Source organism: Turicibacter sp. HGF1 (assembly GCF_000191865.1).
GTDB lineage: Bacteria > Bacillota_I > Bacilli_A > MOL361 > Turicibacteraceae > Turicibacter > Turicibacter sanguinis.
In genome coordinates, this window is record NZ_AEXQ01000029.1 from 1 (window position 1) to 16,918 (window position 16,918).

The 16,918-nt window shown below is 35.7% G+C and carries 14 protein-coding genes; 5 read left to right on the forward strand and 9 right to left on the reverse strand.

The genetic code is table 11. From position 1 onward, the window contains the following. From HMPREF9402_RS02875 to HMPREF9402_RS02885, 3 genes are all read right to left on the reverse strand, one after another. The coding region (locus HMPREF9402_RS02875; protein ID WP_009606425.1) for an aromatic acid exporter family protein at positions 1–989 on the reverse strand (989 nt) is incomplete at its 3' end. A gap of 12 nt (positions 990–1,001) precedes the next feature. Next, positions 1,002–2,456, reverse strand: coding sequence for a cardiolipin synthase (cls, locus tag HMPREF9402_RS02880; RefSeq protein WP_009606477.1), 1,455 nt, complete (start codon positions 2,454–2,456; stop codon positions 1,002–1,004). A gap of 120 nt (positions 2,457–2,576) precedes the next feature. Then, positions 2,577–3,023: a YaiI/YqxD family protein gene (locus HMPREF9402_RS02885; RefSeq protein ID WP_006785634.1), complete on the reverse strand. Its 447-nt coding sequence runs from the start codon at positions 3,021–3,023 to the stop codon at positions 2,577–2,579. A gap of 204 nt (positions 3,024–3,227) precedes the next feature. Here HMPREF9402_RS02885 and HMPREF9402_RS02890 point away from each other — a divergent pair, with 204 nt between their 5' ends. From HMPREF9402_RS02890 to HMPREF9402_RS02900, 3 genes are all read left to right on the forward strand, one after another. Next, complete coding sequence (locus tag HMPREF9402_RS02890; protein ID WP_006785633.1) at positions 3,228–4,076, forward strand: DegV family protein; 849 nt, start codon at positions 3,228–3,230, stop codon at positions 4,074–4,076. 76 nt (positions 4,077–4,152) lie between these two features. Further along, the gene (locus HMPREF9402_RS02895; protein ID WP_006785632.1) at positions 4,153–4,569 is read left to right on the forward strand and encodes a hypothetical protein; all 417 of its coding nucleotides are present in this window, start codon (positions 4,153–4,155) and stop codon (positions 4,567–4,569) included. A gap of 184 nt (positions 4,570–4,753) precedes the next feature. After that, positions 4,754–6,193 (forward strand): alanine/glycine:cation symporter family protein, encoded by a 1,440-nt coding sequence (locus tag HMPREF9402_RS02900; protein ID WP_009606449.1) that lies wholly within the window; start codon positions 4,754–4,756, stop codon positions 6,191–6,193. Positions 6,194–6,223: 30 nt separating this feature from the next. On the opposite strand, the gene HMPREF9402_RS02905 is transcribed toward HMPREF9402_RS02900, so the two are convergent. The 3 genes from HMPREF9402_RS02905 to ade form a co-directional block, all read right to left on the reverse strand. After that, on the reverse strand, positions 6,224–7,336 hold the full coding sequence (locus HMPREF9402_RS02905; RefSeq protein WP_009606433.1) for a radical SAM protein: 1,113 nt from the start codon (positions 7,334–7,336) through the stop codon (positions 6,224–6,226). A gap of 93 nt (positions 7,337–7,429) precedes the next feature. Then, positions 7,430–7,855, reverse strand: coding sequence for a hypothetical protein (locus tag HMPREF9402_RS02910; protein ID WP_006785629.1), 426 nt, complete (start codon positions 7,853–7,855; stop codon positions 7,430–7,432). 87 nt (positions 7,856–7,942) lie between these two features. Next, positions 7,943–9,682 (reverse strand): adenine deaminase, encoded by a 1,740-nt coding sequence (gene ade, locus HMPREF9402_RS02915; RefSeq protein ID WP_009606474.1) that lies wholly within the window; start codon positions 9,680–9,682, stop codon positions 7,943–7,945. 174 nt (positions 9,683–9,856) lie between these two features. On the opposite strand from ade, the gene HMPREF9402_RS02920 reads away from it, so the two are divergent. Further along, a complete protein-coding gene (locus tag HMPREF9402_RS02920; RefSeq protein WP_009606439.1) occupies positions 9,857–10,948 on the forward strand; it encodes a DUF3810 domain-containing protein in 1,092 nt (363 codons plus the stop codon). Positions 10,949–11,018: 70 nt separating this feature from the next. Continuing rightward, on the forward strand, positions 11,019–11,702 hold the full coding sequence (locus HMPREF9402_RS02925; protein WP_006785626.1) for a TIGR00266 family protein: 684 nt from the start codon (positions 11,019–11,021) through the stop codon (positions 11,700–11,702). 23 nt (positions 11,703–11,725) lie between these two features. Here the strand turns inward: HMPREF9402_RS02925 and HMPREF9402_RS02930 are convergent, their stop codons facing one another. The 3 genes from HMPREF9402_RS02930 to HMPREF9402_RS02940 form a co-directional block, all read right to left on the reverse strand. Then, positions 11,726–12,457 carry a hypothetical protein gene (locus HMPREF9402_RS02930; protein ID WP_009606461.1) on the reverse strand — a complete coding sequence of 244 codons (732 nt, stop codon included), beginning with the start codon at positions 12,455–12,457 and terminating at the stop codon, positions 11,726–11,728. 5 nt (positions 12,458–12,462) lie between these two features. Further along, the gene (locus HMPREF9402_RS02935; protein ID WP_009606458.1) at positions 12,463–15,000 is read right to left on the reverse strand and encodes a UvrD-helicase domain-containing protein; all 2,538 of its coding nucleotides are present in this window, start codon (positions 14,998–15,000) and stop codon (positions 12,463–12,465) included. Between the two features lie 413 nt (positions 15,001–15,413). Next, positions 15,414–16,835 carry an MATE family efflux transporter gene (locus tag HMPREF9402_RS02940; RefSeq protein WP_009606437.1) on the reverse strand — a complete coding sequence of 474 codons (1,422 nt, stop codon included), beginning with the start codon at positions 16,833–16,835 and terminating at the stop codon, positions 15,414–15,416. Positions 16,836–16,918 lie beyond the last annotated feature (83 nt).

The following is a 16,918-nucleotide window of genomic DNA, read 5'->3' on the forward strand; positions in this document are numbered from 1 at the left end:
CTCTGTGGTCCAAATTTCAAACGTTGTTGTTCCGTCAAATTTCGAACAAAATGGCATTTAATTTCAAGGAGATATTGCAAATCATTTAAATATTGGAATAATAAGGCTCGATTTTCAAACTCTTCTCGTGTTTTAGGTAACTCTTGATTACGACATTGAGTTAAAACATCTTGTGTCATTTGAATTAAATCTTCTGCAGGATTATATTCATGTAAATTAAAAGCAATATGTTCCGTTAAATCTGCAATTAAACTCGACTGTTCGACGGTCATTACCACTTTTCCAAGCGTCTGTCGCATACTTAAAAGCACCTGATATTGCATGAAGCGCATATCCATATATTGAACATAGTACGTCATTTCATCTAATAAGTAATTTTCTTTGTGCAACATAGCTCGATCTCTCGCTTTTAGCAACATCTCCTCCAATGTTTGAAATAAAAATTCTTCATCAATCGCCACCGATTGACTTGAGGTCGTTCCCGCTAAGCACAGCAGAACAATTCTAAATTGCTCTTCTATTTTTGCCTGATCTTCTTTAATACGGGGTTGCATTTTTGGCATATAAAGATTAAATAAAATAGCAATTCCTGCCCCGATGATGACTAAAAAAAACTCATTCGCAATTAAAGAGAGACTAATATATCCCTCTCCTAAGAGATGTGTGACCAACACTGAACTCATCACAATGCCATCGCTTAATTTATAGGAAACAGCCAATGGAATAAAAATCAGTAAATATAATCCAAATGCGAACGCATTAAAGCCAATGAGTGAGAATAAAATCCCACTAATCATAAGCGCTAAGCAAGTCGAATTAAATCTAGACCATGCAATTTCAACAGACTTTCGCTTCGTGTTTTGTACACTTAAAATCGTGATAACCCCTGCAGAAAGCGCATATTTAAGCCCGAAAAAGTTAGCTAAAATAATGGCAATGGTTGCCCCGACAGCCGTTTTTATGGTTCTCATACCAATTTTCTTTCTCATTCTTAATCTCCCCTACATTAACATTGATAATAATCGATAAATCGATTCTTCAGCTTTCATAACCCAAGATTTATTGCGTTCGTATTCAAAATCAAGCAAACGGCAATTTTGTTGATCAAATTCAAATTGTTTAATTAATTGCTTCGCCATCTGATCATCATAGATAAAAGCTGTGATTTCAAAATTAATGCTAAAACTTCGAACATCCATATTAACAGATCCAACTGAACTCATTTTTCCATCGATGATAATAATTTTGGAATGTAAGAACCCTTCATAAAAATAAACTTCAATTCCCGCTTCAAGCAACTCTTTAATATAAGAAGTGGTTGTTCGATGCACGAAATGATTATCCGGAATCACTGGAATCATGATTTTAACATCTAAACCAGAATGAGACGCAATTTTTAACACATGTAAAAACTCACTATCTGGAATAAAATACGGAGTTTGAATCCAGATACTCTTTCTTGCACTCATAATTAATTTAATAAAAGCAGCACGCATATGGTCTGTTTTTTGATCAGGACCATCCGTAATAATTTGTAGATAGGTTTTAGTTGTAATGGTTGGCGCTTTAAAATACAGGTTAAGATTCTGTTCAATCTGTGATACATCTGCTTCATTTTCCATGACGGCAAAATAATCTTTTAAAAATCTCATTTGAAGTAACGGAACAGCCTCTCCCTCCACTCTAAAATGGGCATCACGCCATGGGCTATACTTAGGATTAAGCGATAGATACTCATCACCGATGTTCATCCCACCCATGTATCCAATTTTCCCATCAATCACGACAATTTTTCGATGATTTCGATAATTCCAATTTAATGTGAAAATTTTCAATTTAGCTGGATAATGCTTCACAACGATTCCACCTGCCTCAATTAAAGGCTTAAAAAAAGAGGCGGGAGTCATGAAACTTCCTCCATCATCATAAACTAATCGAACTTTAACGCCCTCTTTTGCTTTTCGCGTTAACGCAGATAATAAGGCCTCTCCACTTTGGTCACCTCGAATAATAAAGTACAGAATATTAATCGTTTCTTTAGCTTCGTTAATATCTTGAATTAAACGTTCGTATTTGGCCTTTGCCTCTGAAAAAAGTTCCACCTCATTATAGGTTGTTAAAAGACTATGATTATAATTTAAATTAAATTGAATTAAAGATGAAAACGGATGGTTTTCTTCATCTAACGCTTTAAATCTTTCCATTTGATTAGCGACGTTTGATTCATGATGATTTTGTTCAATCTCATCGACAAATGTTCTTTTTTCTTTAACAATAGGTCCATGCCCAAATAATAAGTATAAAATAAATCCGATTAAAGGGACAAACATCATGAGCATTGTCCAAGCAATAATAAAAATAGGCTCTTCCCTTCTTCGGAAAATCATCACTAAAATAGCTCCTAAATTCAAAAAATGAATGAGGGTGAGCGATAGTGCGACGATTAAAGCAATCATATTAAAACCTCCATCGTTCATTCATTTCCATTTCATCTAAAACGTCATAGATGATGATAAAAACAAATCAAATTCCTTACATATTATATCGTATTTGAATAAATTTTGTAAGATTCCATTTTAATTTGTCGTCGTTAATCTAGACAGTAAGCTCTGAAAAGAAGTTTTAAATGCTAAGTCATCGTCTCGTGTTCGTTTCGCTGGCCCTTTTAATCTTCCGCCTGAATTTCTTATTTTTTGAGAGAGATGTCGCGCAAATAGGAGCTGATCAATATTTTGTGTCGTATACTGCATCCCACTTTGATGGATCACGTAAGCCTGCTTGGTTAACCCCATCGCCGCTAATCCATAATCTTGAGTCACGATAATATCGCCTTTTTGAACATGTCGCATCAATTCAAAATCCGTTGCGTCACGCCCTTTATTTACCATAATTGTTTTAATCCCTTCTCGATTACAAACATGTGCAGTATCACAAATTAAGATGACAGGGATGTTATAAGGCGCAGCTAGATTAATCACAAGGTCTGTCACTGGACATCCGTCTCCATCAATTAATATTTTCAAAATTCCACATCCTTTTTAACGTCGTTTTTTATCCGATGATTGATTTATCTTTTTATTTCCTCATTGTACGTCATTTCACTCAAATCTCAAAATATATTTGCATTTTTTGTTAATTTTTTCTTTATCTTAAGTTATAATATTGGTTATTAATTAGTATCCCTGTTTCTTTTATTTTTATCTCATTTTAGGATTAGGAGGATCCTTATGTCAATTAAAGTGATTACAGATAGTACATCTTACATTCCAAAGGAAATTCAAGAAGATTTAGATCTTTCAATTGTCTCGCTCAATATTATTGTTAAAGGAACTAGTGAACGTGAATTGGATGTCAACTTAGACCAATTTTATAGCCACCTAAAAGAGCTCAATGAAATTCCAACCTCTTCTCAACCCACACCTGATGAAATGTTAGAAACATTTGAGTCATTGGTTCGTAACGGGCACGATATTTTCGGAGTTTTCTTATCTTCTGAGATGAGCGGTACCTTCTCAAATGCCCATATGATTCGTGACTTAGTGCTTGAGAAATACCCTACTGCCAATATTCAGCTGTTTGACTCAATGACTAATTGCATGCAAATGGGTTATATTGCAATAGAAGCGGCAAAAGCAGCAAAAGCAGGGGCTTCAATGGATGAAGTCATCGAAGTTGCGACACAAGTGAAAGAGCACAGTCGTTTCTTATTTACGCCTGAAACACTTGATTACTTAAAAAAAGGCGGACGTATTGGAGGGGCTTCAGCTCTATTAGGGAATATTTTCCAAATAAAACCAATTTTAACAGTCGAAGACGGGAAAACAACTGTCTATACAAAAGTTCGAACGAAGAAAAAAGCGATTCAAACCTTTATCGATAAGTTTAAAGAAGATTTAACGTCTCGCGAGCTTGGAGGCGTTATTGTTCATCATATTAACAATGAAGAGGATGGATTTCTTCTCGCTCAAAAACTTGAAGAAGAGTTAAAACAACCGGTGGGATTACAATCTATTGGACCTGTCATTGGATGTCATGTTGGACCTGGAAGTATTGGGATCGCCTATTATACAAAATAAAACTTGCCCACGCTTTAGTGAAATGATATAATTCAAAAGTTATGGAAAAATAAAGATTGCGAAGTGAGATTAAGTTATGAAAAGTTCAGCTATTGAAAAGCGTATTGTTAAAATCGATCATGTGATTGCTGCGATGAATGTCGCTAAAAAATATCTTTCAAATCATGAAGAAATCCAAAATGTTATTTTAGAATTAAATCGTGAACGTCAATTATTAGTCAATGATTTATATCGCGATGATTTAATTGCTTATGAAAATATTCGTGAAGAATTAGAAGATATCGTCGGATTTGAATTAGATGCAGAAGGACAAAAAGACTTACTAGAAAAAATTAAAGAAGCTTTTGGACGTCAAGCTGCGACGGATGGAAAAACATCAACAGGATTAAATGCTTGGTTAAAGAAATTAAACGTGGAGTATACTTGGCAAAACAACGACGACTCAGATTGGGCAACATTAGTGGTTACAGGACTTGGTATCTTTAAAAAATAAATGAAAACCTTAAGGGCTTCCTTAAGGTTTTTTTGTTAACCATAATCTAAAAATTTTCCATTTTGACTCATTCTAATTTTTTACTATTAATGGTTTAAACTTACATTTTCTTTCATTTTAAGTTATAATAGAAATCGGAGTGTCGAAAAAAATTGGATTTTGATAAGTAAAAAAGGAGGCCAATATGGAAACTATTCAAACAATGGGAAACTCGATTTTAGATGGATTAAATAATTTGATTAGTGCTGGTAACACGTATATCGGAAGCTATCTGTTAATTGTCCTACTGTTAATCGCTGGTTTCTACTTTAGCTTTAGAACAGGATTTGTTCAATTTAGAATGATGAAAGAGATGATTCGACTTCTAGGGGATGGAGTTGGAAAATCTAATAAAAATGAAGATAAAATCTCATCTTTCCAAGCCTTTTGTATTAGTACCGCTTCTCGCGTTGGAACTGGAAACATTGCTGGCGTTGCCCTTGCAATTGCAGTCGGTGGACCAGGTGCTGTCTTTTGGATGTGGATCATTGCTTTAATCGGAGGAGCTTCAAGTTTCATTGAAAGTACCTTAGCTCAAATTTATAAAGTAAAAGATGAAAATGGGGCGTATCGTGGAGGTCCTGCTTACTACATTGAAAAAGGATTAAACAAACGTTGGTTGGGTCTTATCTTCTCTGTTTTAATTACTATTACCTTCGGATTTGTCTTTAATGCCGTACAAGCTAACACGATTTCTGAAGCCTTCCAAACAGCCTTTGGAATGGACAAACTAGTGATGGGACTTTTATTAGCAGCTGTGAGTGCTTTAATTATTTTTGGTGGTGTTCACCGTATTGCTAAAGTTTCAGAGGTAATCGTTCCTATTTTAGCAGTGGCTTATGTTTTAGTAGCCATTGTAGTGATTATCTTAAATATTAAAGAAATCCCTCATGTTTTTAACTTAATTATCTCAAATGCATTTGACTTCTCTTCATTTGCATCAGGAGCCTTTGGTGTGATGTTCATTCAAGGGGTAAAACGCGGTTTATTCTCAAATGAAGCTGGAATGGGGAGTGCGCCAAATGCAGCTGCAACAGCTGAAGTCACTCATCCGGTTAAACAAGGGTTAATTCAGACATTAGGTGTTTTTACCGACACGATTTTAATTTGTAGCTGTACCGCTTTTGTTATTTTATTATCCGGTTCATATACAGATTCTTCCTTAACAGGAATTCAATTAACGCAACATGCCTTAACTTCACAAATTGGAGGTTTTGGTAACTACTTTATTGCCTTCTGTATTTTATTATTTGCTTTTAGTTCAATTATTGGAAACTACTATTATGGAGAATCAAATATTGAATTTATGAGTACGAAGAAAACTTATTTAATTGCTTACCGTATTATTGTAGTGGCAATGATTATCTTCGGATCATTAACGAAAGTAGCGATTGTGTGGGACTTAGCTGACTTATTCATGTCATTTATGGCTATTGTAAACCTCATCGCTATCATATTACTTGGACACTTCGCTATTAAAGCATTGAAAGACTATACAGATCAAAAGAAACAAGGAATTAAAGAACCTATCTTCAAAGCTTCTAATATTAAAGGCTTAACAAATGTGGATGAATGGCAAGACTAAAAAAGGACGTGATTAAATTCACGTCTTTTTTTAGATTTGATATTGTTTTAAAACTTGCACTAGTCTAGCTCCGTTAATCATTTTGGTATTAAACTGAGGAATTTCAACTACTTGATTCATACTCTCAAGCATAATGTTATAGGCTAATGGTCCGATTACACAACGCCCAATAAAAGGAGAATAGCTTTGTAAATGAACAGCCATATACGGACGCATTCGTCTCATATCATTTAATTGACGTTCTAGCCACTGATTCATTTTAGGTGTCAATTCTCCTCCACTCTTTGGCTGATGAGTACTTACATAGAGTTGAAGTCTTGACCCATGTTTAATCAATGGTAAAATAAATCGATCACTGACGACTTTTTCTAAATTAGTCGCTTTAAGAGGCGTCACAACCCCAAATAATAACCCTTGTGATTTTAGCAAATCAAATGTTTCAAAAATCTGATGATATAAGCCTGGATTCACCTGCTCTTTCATCTCATTCGCTTCCCCTTCAAGCACGATCATCGGCAACACATTCCCGAGATTGACAAGGCGTTGGCAACGCTCTGTGTTCATTGATGTCCCATTCGTAAATACAATAAACTCAACATCTGAATATTTCTCATACAACTTTAACAACCCATCATTTAAAACAGGATCTCCCCCACTTAAAATAATCAAATGAATTCCAATTTCTTTTGCTTCGAAGACTAATCGATCAATTTCACTTAATGGCATCGAGAACGAGTGGTCATGAGGGTAGTAACAATCCTTACAGTTTAATTGACAGTCCATTCCAATATCAAGCATCAATGCATACGGAATTTGAACTTGATATTTTTGACTTGCCTGTTCTCGCTTATTGATGCCTTCCCATGCTTCTTTAACCACGATATTTTGTAAAAAGTGGTTTAATACATTTTTATGCGTATTATACACCATATTTTTAATATACCGTTTAATCGAAGGATGGCTATCATAATACGATTTTATTTCTTTAACGGTTTGTTGAATTTGAGGATCAGTAATGAAATTTTGCGACATCTCATATAGTTTATCTACCCCATTTTCAGGATCCTCTTTTAAAACTTCGACAATATTAGCCACAATAAAATTTGTCGGCAATAAATTCATATTATTTAAAAAATTTAGCATGATTTCACCTCATTTTTTCTTACGTTGGTGACCTAGACTCTCTCTTAATTATATTGTCGAAACAAATAAAACATGACCTATATTTTTATGGATTTAATAAAAATTGACATTATGGTAGTCGACATCTACTTCAACTGGCTGCGTTTTATTATTCAGAAGGAGATCCTTTAAATATTCATACACATACTGTCTAGCCTCTGACTCTTGGACCTCAAAAAAGATAAACACAAAACGAAGTCGCCTGCCATTTATCTTTTGGACATCGTAAGACACCCCTGCTTTAAACGGATTGACGGCCACGACATAATTAATTTCCTCTTGATTATCACTTAATGAAGCTAAATGATGAGCAACAATACAGGCTTCATTAATGCCGAACCAATGATGATATAAATCATTCACCAAATTGGCACTTTCTCCATCTTGATAATATTGAATAGCTTTTGCATTTCTTGCAAATTTTTCAATAGAAGAGGTCTTATGATTTAAAATGACCACTTGTATGGTTTTAATATTCATCGTCTCTCTCCCTCCTCTTTTTAAACCGGCCCCCATCAACTTATTATATGAGCCATTATAAAAAGTGTTCGCTATAGCGAACACTTTTTATGAGACAACAGAAATAAAGTCAAATTTCATCACATCAAACAAACCTTTATCTGTTAATTTAATTGCCGGAATAACTGGTAGCGTTAAAAACGAAAGCGTCAAAAAAGGATTAAAATCAAGACTTGGTGCAATCATTTCAATGGCTTCATGTAATAATTTTAATTCTTCAATGACATCACATGCGGCGCGATTGGTAATTAAACCACCAATTTCTAGTGTTAAAGAAGCTAATACTTTTCCTTCACAAACCACGATAATGCCTCCACCCATTTGTTGCAATTGTCTTGATGCAAAGAGCATCTCTTCATCATTTGTCCCACATACAATTAAATTATGTGAATCGTGTGAAATGGTCGTGGCAATGGCACCTTTTTTTAACTTTAAGCCTTTGAGCACTCCCAGTCCAATGTTATTTGTCAAATGATGACGTTCAATCACCGCCACTTTTAATAAATCACGTTCCACATCGGAATGAACTTCATTCGTCACTCCTAATTCTTGTAAGTTAAAACACTGATGAATCGTTTCTAATTTATTTGGAATTAGCTCAATCACATTTAATATTTCTTTATCACGGCACGAAATTTTGAACGACTCAGATGTTAACGTTGGTAATTTTACCGTGTTTTCAAACGTCTTAGTTATTTTTGAGTTCCTATTCTCTCCTACCTCTAAAACACCTTGATGAACGACACGAATCCCTTTTTTGTAAACCGAATGAATGTTAAATGAATCTAGATCATCTAAGATAATAAAATCGGCTATAAATCCAGGGGCAATGGCACCATATCCGTCTAGTTTATAACACTCCGCTGTATTTAAGGTACACATTTGAATGGCTGTTTCAATTTTTAAACCATGTTTAACCGCTACTTTAATGGAGTGATCAATACTTCCTTCTGTCATTAAATCATCAATATGTTTATCATCGGTACAAAAACAAATACGTCGGCTGTTGGCGATGCTTGCCACTGAAATTAATTTTTCTAAATTTTTAGCCACACTTCCTTCGCGCATTAACACATACATCCCACGACGTAAACGATCAATCACTTCCTCAGCTGTGTGACATTCATGATCCGTCGTAATTCCTGCTGTGACATAAGCATTGAGCGTCTTTAAATCAAAACTTGCGCCATGCCCATCGACCGTTAAGCAACACTTTCTCGCATCCATAATTTTTTGAATCATGTCATCCTCTCCATGGATAACAGCTGGAAAATTCATCACTTCCGCTAATCCAAGAACACGGTGATGAGCGTATAAAGGAGCTAAGTCTTTCGCATAAAGATTGGCTCCTGAATTTTCAAACCCCGTCGCCGGAACACAAGAAGGAAGCATCACATACATATCAAACGGAATGTCCTCGCTCAATTTAATCATCAATTCAATCCCCTCAACCCCTAGCACGTTCGCTATTTCATGTGGGTCCGTAATCATCGATGTAATCCCATGCTTTAATGCTTCCTTATAATATTCACAAGGTGTCACAAGCGATGACTCAATATGAGCATGCGCATCAATTAATCCAGGACAGATAAACTTCCCGCTTCCATCCACTTCACAATTTCCTTGATATTCCCCAATTCCAACGATATGGCCCTCGTGGATGGCGACATCAGCAACAAATCGATCATTTTGAAACACATCAATAATCGTAATATTTTTGATTACCAAATCACATCTGATTTGATGACTAGCTGCTTTAATTTGATTCACTAATTGAACTTTCCTCATCATCTCACCTCTAGAAGTTTTCTTACTAGTTAACCATATGTGATAAAAATTGTCTAGTATTTTGTCTCATTTTCACAATGATTCGACAAATCATCTTCCTGAATTACCTCATTATTGGTATGTCATCCTCTTTTTGTTATAATAGAAAGAAAGCTAGATAATCGGAGGTTTTTTATGAAGCGTTACTTGACACCACTCATCTTACTCTGCCTGTTTCCTCTATCACTTTTACTCATCTTCATGGCCAAATCTAACCCTACCACGCTCACAGCACTCTACTCTGAACGGTTTAATCAATGGGTCGTTGAAAAATTAAGCCAGCTAACTGGAATACTTCCTTTTTCGTTATTTGAATGGCTCATTTATTTTTTAATCCTAATGATTCTTGGATACTTTGGTCTAACGTTGTATCAAGTGGCAATGTATCCAAAAACTTGGTGGTCCATCATCGGGCGCTTTTTCCTTCATCTTTTAAGTTTTGCCAGTTTATTATACTTTTTATTCACGATTTTATGGGGGCTCAACTACTATAAAACACCCCTAGAAGAAACCTTACAGTTAAACTTGAGCCCTCGGTCAGTCGAAGAATTAGCTCTCCTTTATGATTATCTCATCAATCAAACGAATGAAACTAGAACTCAAGTGTTCGAAAATGAAGACGGTGTCTTTACAATTAACGAAACTGTCTCAGAAATTTTTAAGCGCGCACCGCTTGGCTATGCAACAGCTGCAACAACTTATCCTTTTTTAGGTGGGGATTACGGGCTTCCCAAAGCAGTCTTTCTCTCAGATTTAATGTCTTATACAAACATTACAGGAATTTATTCTCCCTTTACGGCAGAAGCCAATGTCAACGTTTCAGTTCCAAAGAGCACCCTTTTATTTACCACAATGCATGAAATGGCCCATCAACGTGGGTTTGCGAGTGAAAATGAAGCGAACTTCATCGCCTACCTCACCTGTATCGCTCACCCTGATGTTGATTTTCAATATTCAGGCTACTTAAATGCCTTAAATTATGTCAATCGTGCTTTAGCACTTGTTGATCGTGAAACACTCATCACCTTAAACGAAAAATTATCCGACGGTGTACGTCGTGATTTAAATGATCAACGCGATTACTGGAAACAATACGAAGGAAAAGTTGAAGAAACCTTCACCCAAATGAATCAAACGTACTTAAAACTAAACGGTGTCAACGATGGGGTTCAAAGTTATGGTCGTGTGGTCGACTTATTACTAGCGTACTATGAACCTATAAATTAGTTGACCTCTTGTTTCACTTTGCTTTTTGTGGTAAATTATGGTTAATAAAACAAAATGAAGGAGGCTCTAAATGAAAACATCTATTTTCGGAAACGATTTACCTGGTGTTTCAATTGTGTTAGATAAAGGAGAGAGTGTGTACACCCAATCAGGTGGTATGGCTTGGATGGACAATGGGATTACAATGAATACTAACATTAAGGGAGGCTTAATGAAAGGGATTGGCCGCATGTTTTCGGGTGAATCTTTATTCATGGCAACCTATACCTCAAGCCTTCCAAACCAAGAAATCGTCTTTGCTTCAACGTTTCCTGGTAAAATCATTGAACTTGATTTAGTTCCAGGACAAGATTGGATTTGTCAAAAAAGTTCATTTTTAGTCGGTGAACCTGGCGTTAATTTAAGTGTCGAGTGGACTAGACGTGTATCGGCTGGTTTATTTGGTGGCGAAGGTTTTATTTTACAGCGATTATCCGGTCATGGAAAAGTCTTTTTAGAAGTCGCTGGAAGCGTGGTCAAACGTGAATTAAAACCCGGTGAAGTCATTAAAGTTGACACAGGCAATGTCGTTGGATTTGATCGTCAGGTCAAGTATGAAATTGAAACCGTTAAAGGATTTAAAAATATTTTCTTTGGAGGAGAAGGTCTCTTCTTAACCAAATTAACAGGACCCGGAACAGTTTATTTACAAACCTTAACCATGCAAAATGTAGCAAGTCGTTTACTCCCCTTTATCCCTACTGGAGGAAATTAAAAAGAGCTCAATCGAGCTCTTTTTTAATAGGCTAGTCTTTTTAATCCCGACGTGGTTTTAATCAAGATTTTGTCATGTTGTGGCATCATGAATAGCACGTCCTCTTCAATCACCGTGACTTCTTGTGTTAACAGATGACACTGTTTTAACATTTGATGGTCTAAGAAGTAAATGAGATAGCCTTCTACAAAAAAACTCTCACATTGAATCGGAAAACTGACTAAAAGCTGTTTGTCTTTCATCACCACTAACTCCTGTTCACAACTAACAAATAATAAATCTTGATGTTGAGCAATGCTTTTAACACCTGTTGTGATTAGTGTTTGATTGATGATGTTTGATTCACAGCAAAGATTTGACTCCTCATCCACATAATAAATCTCATCTGCCAGTTCAAGTAGTCTTGAAGACATTTGAGGCGCTTTTCTTTGGATTAGGTGTTTCAGTTCTGCCACTCCTTGCTCTAGCTTTTGAAATCTGTTGGCTTCTTCCTCACTTAGTTTTTGAAGTTGTGCCACTGATGAATAAGCACTCATCAACTGGTTCATTTCATGATTTAAGGCTTTAATTTTTTGCGTCCCGTTTTGTGACAACTCCACAATTTCTTCAAGCATGACCATTTCAACGAGTTCATCTAAATTTGATTTTAATGTTTCCAATACTTCTTGAAATGATGTCACTTTATGATCTAACACTTCAATTCGTTTTAACGTTTTCTCAAACGTTTTAATTAAATCTAAAAATTCGACGTCCATTTCCCTCACCCTTTCATTTCATCAATACATTCCATTAGGTGATCGATGACTTGTATTCGCTTAGTTAAATGAATGGCATATGACTTATTAAAACGGCGAAGCCACGAGACTCGCGTTGGTTGTAAATAGACATAACTAATCACGTCTTCAATGCCAAAGGTTAATAATTCTTCTTGTATTTTTTCAAACGGACAATCTTGATAAACCAATGCCTGTAAATAGCGGAGCACATCTTGCCCCTGTCTAAAACAGTTTGCCGCCTGTTCAAATTCTTTTAATTTTAAGAGCTCGATTCCCGCTTCAATATGCTGCCCTTCTCTATTTTTCATCAAAGCCTGACACCGTTTAATATCATGTTTCGCCACCTCTAATTTCGATAGCTCGTACTCGGTAATAGCCTGTTCATATAATTCGCGACGTTCGTATAATGTTGCTTCTTTATAGAACTGATTATCACTTGAAATTTGACTTAGTTTTAAAGCCGATTCATCAAACTCAGAAAAAATTAAGAGTTCATCACTCAGATACTCAAATAATGACGGCGGCATGTCCTCTTCTACAAAACATAAGTGCTGACGAGCCCTTGTAATCGCAACATACAATAAATTAAAGTAATAGCGGTATTGATTTTGATGCATCACATCGGTATTTAAGATGGTTTCCCAAAGCGATTTAAACTTAGACATCACATTATAACAAATGATGTAATCTTTTTCGATTCCTTTAATTTCTTCAACCGTAAAGACGGCCCCTTTCACTTGGGTTAAACGCTCTAAATTCCGTTTTTCAGCTTCATCTGGCACGACGATCGCAACATAATGTCGATTTAAGCCCGTCTCAATGAGCTTAATGACATTTTGAGGATTCGTGCTCTGTAAATAATAAACCGCATGTGAAAGACCACGGATAGCAATTTCATGATAATCATTTTTTTTATTTAATCCTAAGCGCTTGATCCGAAGATCCACGACTTTATTCGCTAAATCTACGACCTCTTTTGTGCTACGATAATTTTTCACCAGTTGATGTTTCAAAAAACCTAAATGGGTATTCGATGTTTTCATAATGCTTTCAACGCGTCCTGTATGAAAATAAGTAGGTCGAATGGTTTGATTAATATCTCCACTAAATAACAGTTGATTACGATTTCGTGACAAGCGAATCAAACAATAAATTTGAATCTCCGTCAAATCTTGAATTTCATCAGCAATGACATAATCAAATAAATTCACTTCTTTTTTGATTATTTTTTGAAGCAGCGCTCTTGATAGATCGTTCTCATCCACTTTTTTCTCATCATCTAAAAAGAACTGATAACGCACCGCTAACTCATACAACAGTTCACGTTGTTTTCGTTCGTACACACAATACTGCTCATCAAGTGAAAGATAGATCTCTTTTTCAATCATTTTATGTGTGAATAAATACTCATCAAGCAGTTGATGCATAAGCATAATCGCTTGTAGGGTATAGCGATCTAAATAATGTTTTTTTGCTTCATATAAGGCATCAGCATGTAAGATTAACACGTCATTTTCAACATGAGCTAAGCCTTTTTTCAACATCACTTCCATGACCACTGACGGATATGGAAAATCAGAAATAGGGATGGCATAACGAATCCATTCTTTTGGAATCATTCCTTTAATGATGCCCCGAATTTCTTTCCACAAATCATAAACATCTAATCCGATTTGTTTAATTAGCATCGGTTGGCGTTCAATTGCCCATAAGCGAAATGCTTCGTATGTCATCATTTGATACGCTCGAACCTCTGTGGAAACAAAGTGATTGTAGTGAAGAAATTGAACCCGTTTTAAAATATCATCCGCTTTCACCTCATCAGAATCTTCCACAATTTTTTTGAATAATTTAACTGCATCTTCAACTAAATAAGAAGAATACGTGAAATAAGCTAAACGAATCGGTTGCAAGGCAAGTAAATACGCTTTATGAATATTAATCGTGGTTTTTCCACTTCCGGCACTTCCGAATAAAAACGTTGGCGACTCAGTTGGCGCCAGACATTGAAACTGTTCATCATTTAAATAATAAATCGCCTTTTCATCTCGATCGTCAAGTAACTGATTCATCGTTTCGACGTTTATGACTCTGGTAATGATGACATTAGGATCATAATCAAAATTTTCATATTGTTGATCAATGTAGGCATCGACTACCTCTTCTTCAGAAGATACAACCTCAATCCTATCTTCTTTGATTCCAATTTGTCGTCCTCGCATTGCCTGATCATCATGATGACAATAATCTAAAAACAAAATGGCTTGTCGGTACTCACTTCGAACACGATTTGTATCAAAGGTAAACAAGATCCGATCACCTTTATTAATTCGAAGCTTAAAAATACGCAACCCATTGCGATTATGTTTAATTTCACGCACAGACACGCCTCCACGCATCGCAGACATGTTAAACTTATATTCTACATAATCTTTCACGAATTGACTCATTTTTTGCAACACAAATGTTTCTTTACCACGAGGGATATGGCTCAAAAACATTTCAGTTACTAATATTTTCATCACCATTCCCCTTTCTACCTTTTTACTTCTTTTTCTACTTGATTGAAACTGAACTCTATTTCACACTCATGAATCTATCTGAGGATTTAAGCTTTTTTGAACCTAAGGTATCCTATCGTCCAAAGCTTACTTCACTAAAAGTGGAGTAACTCATGCAAAGAATCCCTGACAAAGAACACAACAGGCTCCCTACACTATGTGGTTCACTTAGCTCATAGGTTATCCCCTTCTTAGCTTCTAGAGAATGACTAACCTGCTCTTGAAAAGGCCTTCTCCACTGATAGTTCAAAAATTTTACAGTTTTACAAAACTGATCTGAACTTATCTATTTTATCAAATATTTCAATCGTTGTATATCATCGTTGTTTGGCTTCACATATAAAAAAGGCATCCGTATCGGACGCCTTTTTGGTTTATTCTATCTTTAATTTTAATTCCTGAGAACTTCGTTCACCTTCTCCTTCAAGAGTTGATGGGGCTTGTTTTAAATAAAGACGCTGACGTTTTGAAAGATAGAAATAAATACCTACCAGTACGAGACCCTTGACGACACTACTTAGTGTAATCGCCCACCAAACCCCATCAATTCCTAGTACATGAGGTTGTCCTATCACATAGGCGAGTGGAATACGTGCACCAGTTAAGATAATTCCGACAATGGATGGAATGTACGTACGACCTAATCCATTAAATAATCCTTGTGTCGTAATCTCAATACACATAAATAATTGCGAATACCCTAAAATTTTTAAGTACATTTTTCCCTGTTCAATAGCCTCTGCTTCTGGTAAGAAAAATGAAAAGATCGGTTCCCCAAAGAAGACAAGAAGAACGGTTGCAAAAACACCAAGACCTAGTGCTAAAAGCATTGTCGTTTGATAGCCTTTTTGAATTCGATCAAATTGTTTTGCTCCATAATTTTGTCCAACAAAGGCACCGAGCGCCGTTGAAAATCCTCCTGCAGTCATCCAAGAAATCGATTCGATTTGAGATCCAACTTTTTGAACAGCAATTGGAACAGCTCCATAAGCGGCTACCAATCGACCAAGCACCATTGAAATACACGTGAACAATCCACTTTGAAGCGCTCCTGGAAAGCCGATTTTACAGATGATTTTAATGAATTTTATATCAAACTTTTCAAATAAGTTCACTTTTAAGTAGGCTGCTTTACTGCGTAAAATAATAACTAAGAAACATAAGCTAACCACTATTTGAGCACACACCGTTGCAATGGCAGCTCCTAAAACACCCAGCGCCGGAATAGGTCCAAATCCTAAAATTAAAATTGGATCAAAAACAATATTGAAGATTAATCCAATGGTATTGATCATAAATGGCGTTTTACTATCGCCTGATCCGTTAAAAATAGCTGTAAAAACAGGGTTGATAAAATAAAAAATCATTCCAATAATCATAACCTCTAAATAAGTATAGGACATTTGAATAATTTCCTCATCGCCTAAGTTAAAGAAGCCAATTAAAGGTTCTTTAAAGAAGAACAGAACCATCATATATAAAACAGCTAAAATGAGATTAATTTGTATAGCACTTCGAACATAACCTTTTGTTTCTTCGTATAAATGAGCACCTATTGTTTGTGAGACCTTAATTTCAGCTCCAATTTTTGAAATCATAATAAATGCCATCGCTAACCAGGTAAAAAATCCGGCCGTTCCAACAGCCGCTACTGCACTACTTCCGACACGACCAATCCAGATCATGTCGGTCAGATTATACGCCATTTGAATAAATGAGGTTCCCATTATGGGTAAAGCTAACTTTACAAGCGTTCCAATAATATGACCCTTTGTTAAATCAAGTCTTTTCTCCACTTTCTTCACCTTCTTCTTTATGATGAAACCCTGACCCTAGTCATTCCTTTACTTTCTAGCCTTTTAACGAACAAGAAAAAACT

Excerpts from the sequence above, each read along its gene's own strand:
- HMPREF9402_RS02910 (WP_006785629.1), bottom strand. The coding sequence starts at position 7,855 with ATGAATATTAAAACCATACAAGTGGTCATTTTAAATCATAAGACCTCT.
- HMPREF9402_RS02935 (WP_009606458.1), bottom strand. The coding sequence starts at position 15,000 with ATGAAAATATTAGTAACTGAAATGTTTTTGAGCCATATCCCTCGTGGT.
- HMPREF9402_RS02925 (WP_006785626.1), top strand. The coding sequence starts at position 11,019 with ATGAAAACATCTATTTTCGGAAACGATTTACCTGGTGTTTCAATTGTG.
- HMPREF9402_RS02930 (WP_009606461.1), bottom strand. The coding sequence starts at position 12,457 with ATGGACGTCGAATTTTTAGATTTAATTAAAACGTTTGAGAAAACGTTA.
- ade (WP_009606474.1), bottom strand. The coding sequence starts at position 9,682 with ATGAGGAAAGTTCAATTAGTGAATCAAATTAAAGCAGCTAGTCATCAA.
- HMPREF9402_RS02895 (WP_006785632.1), top strand. The coding sequence starts at position 4,153 with ATGAAAAGTTCAGCTATTGAAAAGCGTATTGTTAAAATCGATCATGTG.
- HMPREF9402_RS02920 (WP_009606439.1), top strand. The coding sequence starts at position 9,857 with ATGAAGCGTTACTTGACACCACTCATCTTACTCTGCCTGTTTCCTCTA.
- HMPREF9402_RS02905 (WP_009606433.1), bottom strand. The coding sequence starts at position 7,336 with ATGCTAAATTTTTTAAATAATATGAATTTATTGCCGACAAATTTTATT.
- HMPREF9402_RS02890 (WP_006785633.1), top strand. The coding sequence starts at position 3,228 with ATGTCAATTAAAGTGATTACAGATAGTACATCTTACATTCCAAAGGAA.
- cls (WP_009606477.1), bottom strand. The coding sequence starts at position 2,456 with ATGATTGCTTTAATCGTCGCACTATCGCTCACCCTCATTCATTTTTTG.
- HMPREF9402_RS02900 (WP_009606449.1), top strand. The coding sequence starts at position 4,754 with ATGGAAACTATTCAAACAATGGGAAACTCGATTTTAGATGGATTAAAT.